Consider the following 14091-nt stretch of genomic DNA (forward strand, 5'->3'; position numbering starts at 1 on the left):
GGGGATGAACATCAAAAATTAAACAACTTTTTTAACCCCGTCCTAAAATCGTGACGGGGCTATGCATATTTGAGGTTCTAAAATTAAATAACTTTATTGTCACTCTACATCACAGTCTTTAAAGTAAGACTGAATGGTCTCGGTTCGTCTGTCCGGAAGAACATCAATGATCTCTTTTGCCTCTACATCCACAATGACCGTTTGGAAGCGTTCGCCCCCTGCATCTCTTTAAACTCATCCAGTGCAATCGCACACGGAAGAACACGGCGCTTTGGTATTTCATGCTTATCAAAAAGACGGATGACCCGTGAAGAACTCATTCCCGTTATCCTTCCTGCCTGAGTAAAAGACAGGTCTCCGGAAAGCGTCACCGCCTTCCGCCCGAGCCGGGTCCCTTGAAAAAGCTGGTCTCGGTACCCGTGAACCTTCTTGGTTTTGGCCTTGCACTTCGGGCATTGTTGCATACGAACCTCCGTCCGAAGCTCAAACCAAAAGCCACCTTCTCCTGAATCCCATACATCTACATATCGGTCTTAAATCCCTAATAAGTTTATGATAAATTTAGGTTGCACTTGAATCCCTCGCTTACAGTCTGGTTGTGGTGACTTTAGACTATCAAAGAGAGTGGATTCGATGCTATTTTTTTGTCCTTTTTTAAGGAATGGGTTAATCTTGCATGTGCCAATCCCCACCACAACATTCAGTATAGAGCCTAAATAATAACGTTCAATTTGAAAAAGCCTGGACTCCATCCAGGCTTTTTTCGGCTTTTATTTTCCTGGTACGCGATGCTTTTCCAAAAAATCCAAAATCTCCTTATACACTTTAATTTCATTTTCTTTTTTGGAAAATCCGTGCCCTTCATCGTCTAGCACGAGGTAATCAACAGCCGTTCCTTGTTTTTGTAGTGCATCGACGATTTGGTCAGATTCTTCTTTTACTACTCTTGGATCGTTCGCTCCTTGGATAACGAGGATTGGGTTGGTCATCGTAGAAAGATACGTCACCGGTGAATCCTTTTCAAATCGTTCTTTATCACGCTCTGGGTCACCAATCCAACGCTCCATAATTGGTTTCCAATGGTCTGGAACAGAATTGACGAACGTAAACAAATTCGATACACCGAATATATCAATCACTGCCCGGAAGTATTCAGGATGTCTTCCGGCAAGTAACAACGTCATATAGCCACCATAGCTGCCTCCAAGTACAAATAACCGGTCTTTGTCACATTTATTCGTATCAAATAACCACTCAACCCCTGCAACACAATCAAGACGCGGCCCTTCTCCCCAGTCTTGTTCAACAAGTTTTACAAATGAAGAACCGTACCCTGTGCTTCCTCGAAAGTTAGGAGCAAAAATAGAATACCCTTGGTTTAAAATGCATTGGAACATGGCACGGAATGTTTTTCTTTCGGCCGCTTGTGGACCCCCGTGCGGCCAAAAAATCACGTGTCCGTTGTCTTGTTCAGGCTTCGCTTTAAACCATAACGCTTCAATTTCTTTTTTATCAAAAGATGGATAAGTCACAACTTCCGGCTCTACCAGCTCTTCCTTTTCAATACCTAGTACTTTATTTTCAGTGAGTTTTCTCCATTTATTATTCTTTTCTAAACGATATAAGTTTGTAGGCTCCGTTGCACTGGTCCCAAGAATATAAACCTGCCCACTCTTTCCAACCTTCACTTGTTCAATAGCAGTTAATGGGCTATCAAGGCGTACTGGGCTATCATTGTCTTTCTTTAAAGAATACAGATGATCCTCTACACCTTTCTCTGTCCATAAATACAACGTTTCTGACTCTTTATGCCACTCGATCCCTTCGACACTTTCCTCTTTTAAAGAGAGGTATTTGCTATGTTTACCTGTAGAAATATCATATTTTGCAATGTAGGCATATTCAGATCTATCGTTCGTCACATACAAAAGCTCTGTATCAGATACAAAGATACTATGGTTAAAGACATGAACACGTTCCGGGTCCTCACTAAGCGTAACTTTTTCACCTGTTTGTGTATCTAATAAATAACCGATAACATATGTGTTCGCAAGTAACTGTTGCAAAACAACATACCTTTCGTTTAGTGAAACCGTATTAATAAATGTCGGCCCTTGTGCCCCTTCATATAAAAGCTCTTCCGACTCGCTTTCAATGTTAAAGCGGTATCCGTTTAGAAAGCTTGGGTTTCCTTTACTCGTCACATAATAAAGATGGTTTCCTTCTTGATTTAAATGAGCAAAGTAATACTTCTCTTCTTTATCTGCTTCAATCAGCTTTTTCTTATTTCCACCTTTATATGGAACAGCGTATAAATGGTAATTCTCATCCCCATCATGATCAAACCCTGCCAAGACAAACTTTTTGTTAGGGTCCTCCTTTAAAAATTGGCAAGACTGCTCTGTATGAGTGAATAAATAAGGAAATCCATTCGGTAAATCCATTGCCCACACATTCATTTTTCCGTTTAAATTTGTTGAAAAAAGCACTCTTTTCTCATCATCAGAGACGGTGAAGTTCGATATCGTATATGTTTGAAAAAATTGTTCCACTGTCGGATCAGCAAAATTCATAAAAAACATTCCTTTTATATGCAGTTTGAGTCGGAAAATTCCGACATTAAAAGTTTACCACAAAAGCGACATCTGGTAAATATTCACTTTTGAAGCCCTGAATTATCGACTTTTCATCCAAGTATGTAAAGAAGCATGTCACCCCCAGTAAGGAACACATGCTTTTTAGATCATTGCTATTCGTAATGTACGGTTTTCAGGTGAATTCGTCCATAGTGAAAATCGCCTTCTGCCAAATGCCAGAACGAGTCCGTTTGGTATGGGACGGTTACGCCATGGATCGTTTGATAACCCGTATAGTGCACGGACCACTTTTCTTTTTCGTCGTTTCGGTAGCGGCCTTCGGAGGTCATTTTTTCAATCAGGCCGTCCTCATTAAAAGTATATATGACCGTATCCTCTTCACTTCCGTTTCGAAGGGTTGCTTTAACGTGCCGCTCATCCACCTCAGCCCAAGTGATCGACGAATTATGAATGATAGCCTGTGGGAACCATGGGATCTCAGACAAGTAACGAAGTCCAAGTGATTGACTTACTTTAGGACCTCCTTGTTTAGTCACAGGTAGAAAAGACCATAACCTTGTCACAATGCTTGCTTCGTTAGCTAATCGCTTTTCGATCGTATTCATACGTACGACTGGATTTATTTTCAGGAAAGCCATCCAAGTAAAGGACGGTTCATCTGTTCTGAAAAATTGTTCTCCTTTTACTGGCGTCCATTTCTGATCTGTTTTCAGCCGGCAAAACCCTATGTGCGTAACAAAAGCTTGTTTATAATTAAGCTCTTGCTCTGCATTTACCCGTTCTAAGTAACGCTCCACTATTGCTGGCCGTTTTGTCTCTTGATTCGTCTCTTCTGTGATGTTTTTTAGTTTAAGCACATCTTCTCTAAATTGGTTTAGGAACACCCAATTGCTAATAAGGAGCACTCCCAAAAAAATGATCGATGCAACGACTAGTACAACCACGATATCAGAAAGTATTTGTTCCATTTGACTTTCCCTCATTTCAATCTCAGTATCTCATCTTACCCCCATTGTACTGCAGAAAAAATCATAAAGAAAGCTAACTGAATCGACAGCTTAGGTGGTTCCCTCATACAAAAGCCACCCTAAAAGGGCCGATCCACTTACTTTTTTTAAAACCGCTGTTGCTGGAACTTCGGTAATTGCTTCCACCGTTTTTTTCACCAAACCTTCTTAAAGTACAAAAAAACCATGAACTGATTTCACAGCCCATGGTTAGTGTTTGTTTGGAGAAAAACCATACAAAGGATTTAACAGCTTGTTATAAGGTTTTCCCGATTATTTTTTTCGTCGTTTACCGGCGAAAGAAAATTCTTTCTTACGACCTTCCGAACGATTGCCGCGGCGACCTTGATCTTTTCCACCGGAACGTTGGCGACGGTTGTTGTTTCTACCGCCATCACGGTAGGATCCTCCACCTTTTCCTTTAGGACCTTTACCTCGCTTGATTCTGACTGGCGGTTCGCTTGTAAGAGTTACTTTCACTTCAGCTTGCTCTTTGCTTACCATTTTCATAGCAGCAGACACAAGCGTTACAGCGTCGTAATTCTCAAGTAATTCTTCCGCTTTATCTGTAAGATCTGCATAATCGCCACCTGTTACAACTTCAAGAAGCTGTTCAGAAGCTTGTTGTTGCCGTCCGACATTAGCATCTTGACGTGAAGGTGCTTTCTCATATGTCATTTTTTTCTTCGTCGTTTTTTCAATCACATTTACATGCTCTTTCTCACGTGGTGTTACAAATGAAAACGCCATGCCGTGTTTTCCTGCTCGCCCAGTACGACCAATGCGGTGTACATAGCTTTCAGGGTCTTGAGGCAAATCAAAGTTAAACACGTGAGACACACCGCTCACATCAAGACCACGAGCAGCAACATCTGTCGCAACGAGGATTTCAATACGTTTTTGTTTAAACTTTTGAATAACCTTATCACGCTTGTTTTGCGGCAAGTCACCGTGGATACCTTCGACTTCATACCCTCTTTGGAACAATGCATCGGAAAGCTCATCTACACGACGCTTCGTACGGCCGAAAATGATCGCAAGCTCTGGAGAGTGAATATCAATGAGTCGGCAAAGCGTATCGAATTTTTTTTGCTCATTTACTTCAACATAGCGTTGGTCGATGTTTTCAACTGTCATTTCTTTTGATTTCACACTGATTTGTTCCGGGTTGTTCATATACTTGTTAAGGATTGACTTCAGTCGTGGTGGCATTGTCGCTGAAAACAGCAACGTTTGTCGCTCAGTTGGGACAGATTCAAGAATTTCCTCAATCTCCTCAACAAAGCCCATACTTAGCATTTCGTCGGCTTCATCTAATACCACTGTATTGATGTTGCTTAGTGAAATCGTTTTTCTTCTCATGTGATCTTGCAGTCGCCCTGGTGTTGCCACGATAATTTGCGGATTCTTCTTCAGTCCGCGAATTTGTCGTGAAATTTCCTGTCCACCATAAATTGGTAATACACGGACGCTACTATATCGGCCAATTTTATTTAATTCCTCTGCAACCTGAATAGCGAGCTCACGAGTAGGGGCTAACACAATACCTTGAGGGTGTTTGGTTTCCTGCTCCATTTTTTCAATGAGTGGAATTCCAAAAGCGGCTGTTTTACCTGTACCTGTTTGGGCTTGACCTATCACATCTTTACCGGTCTTTGCGATCGGAAGTACTTGCTTTTGAATCGGGGTCGCTTCTTCAAACCCCATTTGATCTAGTGATTTTAATATCATCGGTTGAATATTTAATTCTGCAAAAACTGTCAAAAAAACCGAACTCCTTTATTAATTCTTATTTTTTTAGTTCAAAAAAGACGACAAAAACCCTAAACTTTTTGAACATCCACTTTTATATAATAAACAGCTCTCTTCTTTTCCTTAAGAGAAGCTTCTAATATCCAGTTATGCTCACTTGAGCGAGATCTATCCTATATTATTAGCTACTAAATTTTACATCTTTGGCGCCCCATTAAAGGGCATAAAGAAAACCCGGTTTGGACCGAGCTTTGTTAAGGAATGGCAGAGCCGAAATTACATTTACTTACAATACCCAAAAGTTCCGACAACCATAACTTAAGAAACCCTGAACACGAAAGTGACGGCTTTAACCGGTGTGCTCCTAGTATTCCTGAATTTGGTTCTCCTCGCCTTCGAACACCTAATAATAGTATAGACGAAGCTGTGTTCTATCTATTCTTGAAGGTACTAAAAAGGGCATATTCCCTATACGTTGGAATATGCCCGTTCATTCCTATTGGAATCGAGTTGTATTACAGACGTACAACGTTTGCAGCTTGTGGTCCACGGTCGCCTTCAACGATTTCAAATTCAACTTCTTGACCTTCTTCAAGAGTTTTGAAACCTTCAGCTTGGATCGCAGAGAAGTGTACAAATACGTCGTCTCCGTCTTCACGCTCGATGAAACCGAAACCTTTTTCAGAGTTGAACCATTTTACTTTACCTGTCATAATTGACGGCCTCCTTTAAAGAAAAGAAAATTCGTGAAAACTGAATACCGCAAAACCATCTTTCTCCAAAATCCTTACGAGGCCGGAAAAAATGTTTTTCGATGTTCCAGATTTTCAATCTTCTTCACTATATCATGTCAGTTTTTGAAAAGCAAATTTTGCTATTAATAAAAACAGCCTAACGGTCTTTTATTAAAAACAGCTTCAGCTTCCTCATGGAAACCACCCTGCGGGGTCTTCAGCTGCTCCTGCGGTTCCTCGTCGCAAGAAGACCCTTGTTGCTTTTCCCGCTAGAGTCGCCGCCTTTCGCTCTTTCGTTTTATAAATCAAAAACAACAATCTATGCCATTAAAGGCTTTCTATCCTTGAATAGCGACAGCTTCCACTTCGACTAATGCGTTTTTCGGAAGTTTTGCTACTTCAATAGCACTTCTCGCAGGAAAAGGCTCACGTAAATAAGAAGCATAAATCTCATTTACCGTTGCGAAATCGTTCATATCTTGTAAAAAAATCGTTAATTTTACCGCTTGGTACAGGGAGCTGCCACTCGCCTCAAGCACAGTTTGGACATTTTTCATGACTTGGTGAGTTTGTGCTTCTACCCCTTCAACCATTTCCCCTGACTCGGGATCTAAACCGATTTGTCCAGAAGTATAAACCATGCCGTTTACTGTAACCGCTTGTGAATAAGGGCCAATCGCATTGGGTGCGTTTGACGTTTGTACTGGTTGAATTTTCATTAAAAATCCCTCCGCTTTCGATATGTAGTCACCTTTTATTTTAGCATAAGTCAACATCAAAATATGGACAGGTTCTGATATTCCGAGCAAGTCCCCTCTCATACGAAAATCATTTACAATAAACAGCTAGTTGTGTAAGGAACTTTTCCTGTTTGCGCGCTAGCTCCTGTGCTTTTTCCACACTCACTCGTTCAAATGAGACTGTCCCTCCTGGTGGTACTTGCGCAACCCTGGGCAAATCAACACTAATGATGTTCGCTATTTTCGTGTATCCTCCTGTCGTTTGCCGGTCCGCCATTAAAATAATCGGCTTTCCGTCTCCGGGAACTTGAATTGAACCAGGAGCGATAGCGTCGGATAAAATGTCCGCTCCAATTTTGTGTTTGAGTTTTGCTCCCTCTAGACCGTACCCCATCCGATCAGACTGGTGGGTAACTTTATATACTTCTGAGAAAAAAGTATCCAAAGATTCTTCAGTAAATGCATCTTCTTGAGGTCCGACAATAACGCGAACAGTGGTGTTTTTTTCGTAATGAGGAGTAGCTGAAGGAATCAGTTTCCTTTTTCCGCGTACATGATCTTTTCCGCCATTTACTTTCAGCACATCTCCTTTTTGCAGCTCGCGACCGTCAAGCCCGCCAATTCCAATTCGCAACGCGGTTGACTTACTCCCCATCACTTCTGGTAGTGCAAAACCGCCAGCCACACTCATGTAAAGCCTAGCGCCATCTATAGGTTGGCGAAAGGAAATTTGCTGTCCTGCCTTCACATGACAGCTCTTCCACATGAAAGCGGGAACATTGTCGATATGTGGTTGCAAGTCGGCACCTGTAAACGCAACGACTAAGTCTTCGTGCATCTTAAAAGAAGTTCCCATAATCGTCATTTCAAGTGCTGCTTCTGCTCGATCGTTTCCGACTAGGATGTTTGCCACTTGAAGCGCGTACTCATCCATAGCTCCAGATGGGCTGAGACCAAACTGCTGGTACCCATGACGCCCAAGATCCTGAACCGTAGTTAATAATCCGGGTTTTAATACTTCAAGACCTTCCATTATCATCGTTCTCCCACCCGCTTAATATCAACACCAGCTTTCAAGAGTTCATTTTTAAGACGTGTGACAAATGTAAGTGCCTGAGGAGTGTCACCATGTACACAAATCGTGTCAGGTTGAATCGAAATTTCACTTCCGTCTTCAGCTCGCACAATCTTTTCTCGGACCATTCTCAGCGTTCGTTCAACGACCTCATCTTCATCATGTATCACGGCATTCGGTTGTGTACGCGGGGTAAGTGTTCCGTCGGGCTGGTAGGTTCGGTCAGCAAAGACTTCTTGTGCAACGTGAAGGCCCCGCTTTCTTCCCTCTTTAATCAATTCACTTCCTGCTAGCCCAAATAAAATAAGAGAGGAATCTACATCTTGAACAGCTTTTGCGATAGCTTGAGCTATGACAGGGTCTTTTGCTGCCATATTAAATAACGCGCCATGCGGTTTCACATGTTGCAGCTTCGTGTCGCGGATGGTAACAAAGGCTTGCAATGCTCCCACTTGATAAACAACCATGTTGTATACATCATCAGCATCTACTTCTATGTATCTTCTGCCAAATCCAACGAGGTCAGGTAAACCAGGGTGCGCACCAAGACCAACCTTATTGTCAGCTGCTTTTTTAACAGTCTCATGCATTACATTATGGTCTCCAGCATGATAACCACATGCAATGTTAGCAGAGCTTACAAGAGATAAAACTTCCTTATCTTGACCAATTGTATAATTACCAAAGCTTTCTCCTAAATCACTATTTAAGTCGATCCGGTGTTTCATAAGTAAACCCCTCCTCCTCTTCTGAATTGTACAGAGCAACGATTTCCCCATTTTCCGCTCTCTTGCATAGTTCTTTATATTCTTCTTCGATAATTGGTTTAAAGCGGAGCCGATCACCTGCGCGAATAAGAAACGGGTCTTCTTTTCTTGAATCAAACAGCCTGACTGGAGTGTGACCAATAAGTTGCCAACCTCCGGGGGATTTTAATGGATATATTCCCGTCTGTTCACCCGCAATTCCTACAGATCCTGCTGGAACTCCTTGTCTCGGCTTGTCCAGACGCGGGGTATGAAGTTTGTTTGAAAGGCCGCCCAAATAAGGAAAACCTGGAGCAAAACCTAGCATGTACACAAGGTAACTCCTTTGCGAATGTATCCTGATTACCTCTTCCTGACTTATGGAATGGTAAGCAGCAAGTGATTGCAAATCCGGTCCTCTCTCTCCACCATAGAACGTTGGAATGGTAACTACTCGCTCAGGTGGCAGTTCAATATCAGAAACACGTAAGGAAAGCTCATCTATTAAGTCGAGCATGTTTTCATAACCCATCATATGAGGCCGGTAATAAATCGTCAGGGAAGTATAAGCAGGAACCCACTCAACAATTCCCGGGTGCCCCTCCTCCTCCAATACCTTGCAAAATGCTCGTAACACACGATTCGTCTCTTCAGACACCTTCTCCCGAAAGCCAACTCGAACCGCCTTTTCTCCCAAAGGCTGTACCTTGTCAAATCTAGTCACCACCATCACCCCTTCCAAGAAAATAAGCACCTCCCCTTATCTTATCAAATCCCACGTTCATGCACTCGTTCAAGCGACTTCGTTCAGGGGACTGTCCCCGCACAATTTTGTGTAAAATTGTGGGATGAGTCAGGATTTTGCGCTTAAAGAAAAGTGTGTCTCAAAAGATTCAACATGAACCTTTTGAGACACACTTTTCCTTTCAGCTTATTAACGTATATTCACTCTGTATCTTACTTCCTCTCTACTGGGAGCTTGGGTTTCTTTCCTTTCCAATATGGTTGTACATTTCGGGCATTTCAGCGCTCGCAGTGGAATGTCCGAAAAACAGTATGGGCACGTTTTCGAACGTGTCGCTTCTACCGGCAAACGGCGGATCCGATTCATTTGCAAGATAAGAAAGTATGCGGCAAAAGCGATAATGATAAAATGAAGAACCGATTCAATAAAAACACCGTAGTTAATTGTCGCTGCACCGGATTCCTGGGCCTCTGTTAAAGAACGATAATGCCCGCCAGAAAGGTTTACATACAGATTAGAAAAATCGACACTTCCAAGTAAAAGTCCAACAGGAGGCATAATAATATCCGAAACAAATGAACTGACGACCTTTCCAAAAGCAGCACCAATAATAATACCTATCCCCATATCAATGACAGTGCCACGCATTGCAAATTCTTTTAGTCCTTTAAAAAACGCCATAGTTTATGACCTCTTTCTAGTCAATCTCGTACTATCAAAGGTATGTCCTATTGCGTTTAATATGTGTGAAAATGATCCCACTAACTCAATTCTTTACCCAGTGTGCAGTACACATTTTCCGAAAAGTCTAACTTCAATTAAAATACATGTTTTAAGTCTAGTAGGACAAGTTAACTGTATTATATAAGAATGTTAGGAGGCTCTCTAAATGGAAATAAATATGCCGCAGTTTCCAGAACCATATTGGCGTGCAGACAGTCAAAATTCAGAATTCCCTTCCCTATCAGAAGATACAAAGTGTGATGTCGCGATTGTCGGTGGTGGTATCGCAGGTATTACTACAGCCTATTTATTGCAAAAGGAAGGTAAAGACGTCGTATTAATAGATGCAACCACATTAATGAATGGTACTACTGGACATACAACAGCAAAAATTACCTCGCAGCACGGGCTGATTTACGATGAATTTATCCAACATTTTGGCAAGGAAAAAGCGCGCCATTATTATGATGCAAATGAGGAAGGACTCGCATTCATCCGTGATCTTGTCTCTAAAAATCAAATCGATTGTGATTTTAGCCAACAGGATGCTTATGTTTATACAAACGATGATACTTACATTGAAAAATTGAAAAAAGAAGACCAGGCCTACGAGCAGCTTGGAATAGAAGGTGGACTCGTCGATGAAACCTCTCTCCCATTCTCTGTTAAACGAGCAATCACCATTCGTAACCAAGCCCAATTTCACCCAGTGAAGTACCTGCGTTTTCTTATCGATGAATTTATAAAACAAGGTGGGAAGATTCACGAAAATACCACGGCAAGTGATGTAGCAACTGGAGATAATCCAAAAGTAATTACACGAGAAGGACATAAAATTACGTGCAGCTACCTCGTATGTGCGACTCATTTCCCTTTCTATGATAAAAGAGGGTTTTACTTTGCCCGTATGTATGGAGAACGATCCTATGCACTAGGGGTTAAGACGAAAAAGCCAATAACGGACGGTATGTATATTAGCGCTGAGGACCCGAAACGCTCAATTCGCTTTACTCCACTAGGGAACGAAAACCTGATGATCATTGGCGGCGAAAAACACAAAACCGGGCAAGGAATCAATACATCCAAGCACTATGAAGCTTTAGCAAAATTCAGTCATGAACTCTTTCCCGACGCAGAGATTGCTTACCGGTGGGCAACGCATGACCTCATAACGTTGGATAAACTACCATATGTCGGTCACTTAACCGAGAATCAAGAGAATATTTTTATCGCCACTGGTTTTCGCAAGTGGGGAATGACGAACAGCACAAATGCAGCAAAAATGATCCGAGATGCCATTTTAGAAAAAGAAAATCCGTATCGTGAATTATTCACGCCGCACCGTTTTTACGCCGATCCAAGCCTAAAAAAGCTCGTACAAGAAAATGCAGATGTTGCCAAGCACCTTATCAAAGGGAAAATCGAATTGGTTCGTCGTAAACCAGAAGACTTAAAAGTAGATGAAGGCAGTGTGGTCACCGTGAATGGAAAGCGAGCGGGTGGCTACAGAGATCAGGATGGCCAGCTTCATCTGGTAGATACCACTTGCAGGCACATGGGCTGTGAAGTCGAATGGAACGACGGTGAACGAACATGGGATTGCCCATGTCACGCCTCTCGTTACGATATCGATGGGAATGTTATTGAAGGCCCTACTACGAAACCACTTAAAAAGGTTGAAGGGGACAATAACGCAAAATAAAGGTACAAAAAGAACAGCAATCGTTTCGATTGCTGTTCTTTAATTAGTTAATCAAAAAGACCACCATGCCGCTTTTATTAAATGGCTGTTTTCGTAAAGTTTGTTGCTATTTGAGCGTTTTTTCAAGTCAAATGATGTTACGTAGAGGCTGCTGAATAAGTAGCATACGCCTACATGGCAAGATAATGGCCTGAAACTAGCAAGTGAACGATTCATTCGCAATAAAACGCATTAGAGACAGTAGCCTAATTGAATTGTGTTTAAAAGCGCGCTAAAAAAAGATATCCTGTGTAGTTGGCCGTAATCTGTGCAATAAAATAGCACTCTCGGTTTAGCTACACTTTTTTCAGTAAAGTGCCATGCGGTAAATGCCGAGTACTACTGCATAGCACCTACCCACCGATATATGACATTTCAATTTTCGGTCCGTTTTGCTTCGCTTTTACAGTTTCTTCAGTACGCTCATCAGAGTAGCGATCATCACGATCTTTCCATAAGGAAATGAGGTAATCAAAAAGCTCAGCGTCTTCCATTTGAGAACGTACCACAGAGCGTAAATCTTCTCCTCGCTGGGCAAATAAACAAGTGAATAATTTTCCATCTGCAGAAAGCCGAGCTCTCGTACAGCTCGAGCAAAAAGAATCGGATACTGAAGAAATCACACCGACTTCTCCATCTCCATCTGTGTAGCGGAAACGGTCGGCGACTTCTCCAAAGTAATTCGCATCGGCAGGTTCTAAAGAAAAAACTTCATCGATTTTCTCGACAATTTCTTTTTTTGTCACGACACTTTGAAAATTCCAGCCGTTTGTGTTTCCAACATCCATAAATTCGATAAATCGAAGGATCACACCTGAGCCCTTGAAGTGACGTGCCATCGGAATAATTTGCGACTCATTTACTCCTTTTTTAACTACCATGTTCACTTTTATATCCAAACCTGCCTCTTGAGCACGGTCAATTCCTTTTAACACGGGTGCTGTAGGTACGTTTCGCCCATTCATTTTTCGGAAGACCCGATCTTCAATAGCGTCTAAGCTAACGTTTATTCGATCCAAGCCGGCCTCTTTAAGTTTCTCAGCTTGCTTCACTAAAAAGACGCCGTTAGTCGTTAAGGCAATGTCTTTGATTCCGTCTATTTTCTTCAGCTCCGCAATGAGTAGATGGAGCTCTTTGCGAAGAAGCGGCTCCCCACCAGTAATTCTGATTTTTTCCACTCCGAGTTTAGCAAATTGTCGTGCTAAGCGAGTGATTTCATCAAATGAAAGCAGCTCGTCCTGTTTGAGAAACTGAAAATCAGGGCCAAAGATTTCTGCAGGCATGCAATAAGAGCACCTGAAGTTACATTGGTCTGTCACTGAAATTCTTAAATCCTTCAACGGGCGAGACAACGAGTCATAGACTTCTTGCGTTCGCTTCTGCACGGAACCACTCCTTTCTCTTTTTCTAGCCTTGTGAGCTGCAATCATTGTCATTCAAGTTGATCACTCTCTCCGGATGCGAATAGACGTTGAAACGATTGCCACGAATAAACCCAACTGCGGTAATACCTAAATCATCGGCGAGCTCAATAGCCAAGGAAGTAGGCGCAGACTTGGATAACAAAATGCCTGCGCCGATTTTCGACACTTTAAGTAACACTTCAGATGATATTCTGCCACTAAATGCAATTACTTTATCTTTCAACGAAATTTGATGGAACATACAATGACCGTAGATTTTGTCTAAGGCATTGTGACGACCGATATCAGAACGCGATACAAGCACCTCGTTTTTAGAACATAGGGCGGTGTTATGAAGCCCTCCTGTTTTTTGAAAATCAGATGACCCATCCTGCATCGCTTTCATAAGAGCGATGCATTGATCCGGGGTAATCGTCGTTTTCGTCGTCACCGTTTTCGCAGTCTTCATGTCATTATGAAAATAAAACTGACGACTTTTCCCACAGCACGAGCCAATCACTCGCTTTGTGACGAAATTAGCAGAGGAAATTTTTTTGTTTTTTAGTATTACATAAGCGAAGCCTTTATCCTTATCGATAGATAACGAATCAATCTCATTTGGCAAACGAATCAGCCCTTCTGACGCTAGAAAGCCCATCACTAGTTCTTCCATATGAGATGGTGTACAAACCATCGTAGCAAATTCTTCACCATTCACTTGAACGGTTAAGGCACTTTCATTTGCGACCATGTCTTCGGCTTCTATAAGCTTACCACTTTCATATTTTAAGATTGGTTGATTGTTCATTACATCGCCCATAGATTTGG

13 protein-coding genes are annotated in these 14091 nt (G+C 42.0%); 1 reads left to right on the forward strand and 12 read right to left on the reverse strand.

Annotated features, from left to right (window positions below; translation table 11 throughout):
• Positions 1-182: 182 nt before the first annotated feature.
• The 10 genes from CDZ94_RS21400 to mscL form a co-directional block, all read right to left on the reverse strand.
• Positions 183-320 carry a hypothetical protein gene (locus CDZ94_RS21400; RefSeq protein ID WP_157812079.1) on the reverse strand — a complete coding sequence of 46 codons (138 nt, stop codon included), beginning with the start codon at positions 318-320 and terminating at the stop codon, positions 183-185.
• 450 nt (positions 321-770) lie between these two features.
• Positions 771-2573, reverse strand: a complete 1803-nt coding sequence (locus CDZ94_RS13320) for a S9 family peptidase (RefSeq protein ID WP_096437824.1) — start codon at positions 2571-2573, stop codon at positions 771-773.
• Positions 2574-2749: 176 nt separating this feature from the next.
• A complete protein-coding gene (locus CDZ94_RS13325) occupies positions 2750-3565 on the reverse strand; it encodes a DUF6544 family protein (RefSeq protein WP_096437826.1) in 816 nt (271 codons plus the stop codon).
• 312 nt (positions 3566-3877) lie between these two features.
• Positions 3878-5368 carry a degradosome RNA helicase CshA gene (cshA, locus tag CDZ94_RS13330; protein WP_096437828.1) on the reverse strand — a complete coding sequence of 497 codons (1491 nt, stop codon included), beginning with the start codon at positions 5366-5368 and terminating at the stop codon, positions 3878-3880.
• A gap of 503 nt (positions 5369-5871) precedes the next feature.
• Positions 5872-6072, reverse strand: coding sequence for a cold shock domain-containing protein (locus CDZ94_RS13335; RefSeq protein ID WP_198520904.1), 201 nt, complete (start codon positions 6070-6072; stop codon positions 5872-5874).
• Between the two features lie 356 nt (positions 6073-6428).
• On the reverse strand, positions 6429-6809 hold the full coding sequence (locus tag CDZ94_RS13340) for a RidA family protein (protein WP_096437832.1): 381 nt from the start codon (positions 6807-6809) through the stop codon (positions 6429-6431).
• 109 nt (positions 6810-6918) lie between these two features.
• Positions 6919-7869: a 5-oxoprolinase subunit C family protein gene (locus CDZ94_RS13345; protein ID WP_198546720.1), complete on the reverse strand. Its 951-nt coding sequence runs from the start codon at positions 7867-7869 to the stop codon at positions 6919-6921.
• Positions 7866-8633: a LamB/YcsF family protein gene (locus CDZ94_RS13350; RefSeq protein WP_096437834.1), complete on the reverse strand. Its 768-nt coding sequence runs from the start codon at positions 8631-8633 to the stop codon at positions 7866-7868. Before CDZ94_RS13350 ends, CDZ94_RS13345 begins: the two co-directional genes overlap by 4 nt.
• Positions 8608-9375: a 5-oxoprolinase subunit PxpB gene (gene pxpB, locus CDZ94_RS13355; protein ID WP_157812078.1), complete on the reverse strand. Its 768-nt coding sequence runs from the start codon at positions 9373-9375 to the stop codon at positions 8608-8610. The genes CDZ94_RS13350 and pxpB overlap by 26 nt, the downstream gene beginning before the upstream one ends.
• A 210-nt stretch (positions 9376-9585) precedes the next feature.
• Entirely contained in the window at positions 9586-10077 is a 492-nt protein-coding gene (gene mscL, locus CDZ94_RS13360; RefSeq protein WP_096437838.1) for a large conductance mechanosensitive channel protein MscL, read from the reverse strand.
• Between the two features lie 208 nt (positions 10078-10285).
• On the opposite strand from mscL, the gene CDZ94_RS13365 reads away from it, so the two are divergent.
• Positions 10286-11821 (forward strand): FAD-dependent oxidoreductase, encoded by a 1536-nt coding sequence (locus CDZ94_RS13365; protein WP_096437840.1) that lies wholly within the window; start codon positions 10286-10288, stop codon positions 11819-11821.
• Positions 11822-12213: 392 nt separating this feature from the next.
• Here the strand turns inward: CDZ94_RS13365 and moaA are convergent, their stop codons facing one another.
• Both moaA and fdhD read right to left on the reverse strand, forming a co-directional pair.
• A complete protein-coding gene (gene moaA / locus CDZ94_RS13370; RefSeq protein WP_245415739.1) occupies positions 12214-13245 on the reverse strand; it encodes a GTP 3',8-cyclase MoaA in 1032 nt (343 codons plus the stop codon).
• A gap of 22 nt (positions 13246-13267) precedes the next feature.
• Positions 13268-14083, reverse strand: a complete 816-nt coding sequence (gene fdhD / locus CDZ94_RS13375; RefSeq protein WP_096437842.1) for a formate dehydrogenase accessory sulfurtransferase FdhD — start codon at positions 14081-14083, stop codon at positions 13268-13270.
• Positions 14084-14091 lie beyond the last annotated feature (8 nt).

Source organism: Alteribacter populi (assembly GCF_002352765.1).
Classification (GTDB): Bacteria; Bacillota; Bacilli; order Bacillales; family Salisediminibacteriaceae; genus Alteribacter; species Alteribacter populi.

Excerpts from the sequence above, each read along its gene's own strand:
- CDZ94_RS13345 (WP_198546720.1), bottom strand. The coding sequence starts at position 7,869 with ATGATAATGGAAGGTCTTGAAGTATTAAAACCCGGATTATTAACTACG.
- CDZ94_RS13350 (WP_096437834.1), bottom strand. The coding sequence starts at position 8,633 with ATGAAACACCGGATCGACTTAAATAGTGATTTAGGAGAAAGCTTTGGT.
- fdhD (WP_096437842.1), bottom strand. The coding sequence starts at position 14,083 with ATGGGCGATGTAATGAACAATCAACCAATCTTAAAATATGAAAGTGGT.
- CDZ94_RS13365 (WP_096437840.1), top strand. The coding sequence starts at position 10,286 with ATGGAAATAAATATGCCGCAGTTTCCAGAACCATATTGGCGTGCAGAC.
- CDZ94_RS13340 (WP_096437832.1), bottom strand. The coding sequence starts at position 6,809 with ATGAAAATTCAACCAGTACAAACGTCAAACGCACCCAATGCGATTGGC.
- CDZ94_RS21400 (WP_157812079.1), bottom strand. The coding sequence starts at position 320 with ATGAGTTCTTCACGGGTCATCCGTCTTTTTGATAAGCATGAAATACCA.
- CDZ94_RS13320 (WP_096437824.1), bottom strand. The coding sequence starts at position 2,573 with ATGAATTTTGCTGATCCGACAGTGGAACAATTTTTTCAAACATATACG.
- CDZ94_RS13325 (WP_096437826.1), bottom strand. The coding sequence starts at position 3,565 with ATGGAACAAATACTTTCTGATATCGTGGTTGTACTAGTCGTTGCATCG.
- mscL (WP_096437838.1), bottom strand. The coding sequence starts at position 10,077 with ATGGCGTTTTTTAAAGGACTAAAAGAATTTGCAATGCGTGGCACTGTC.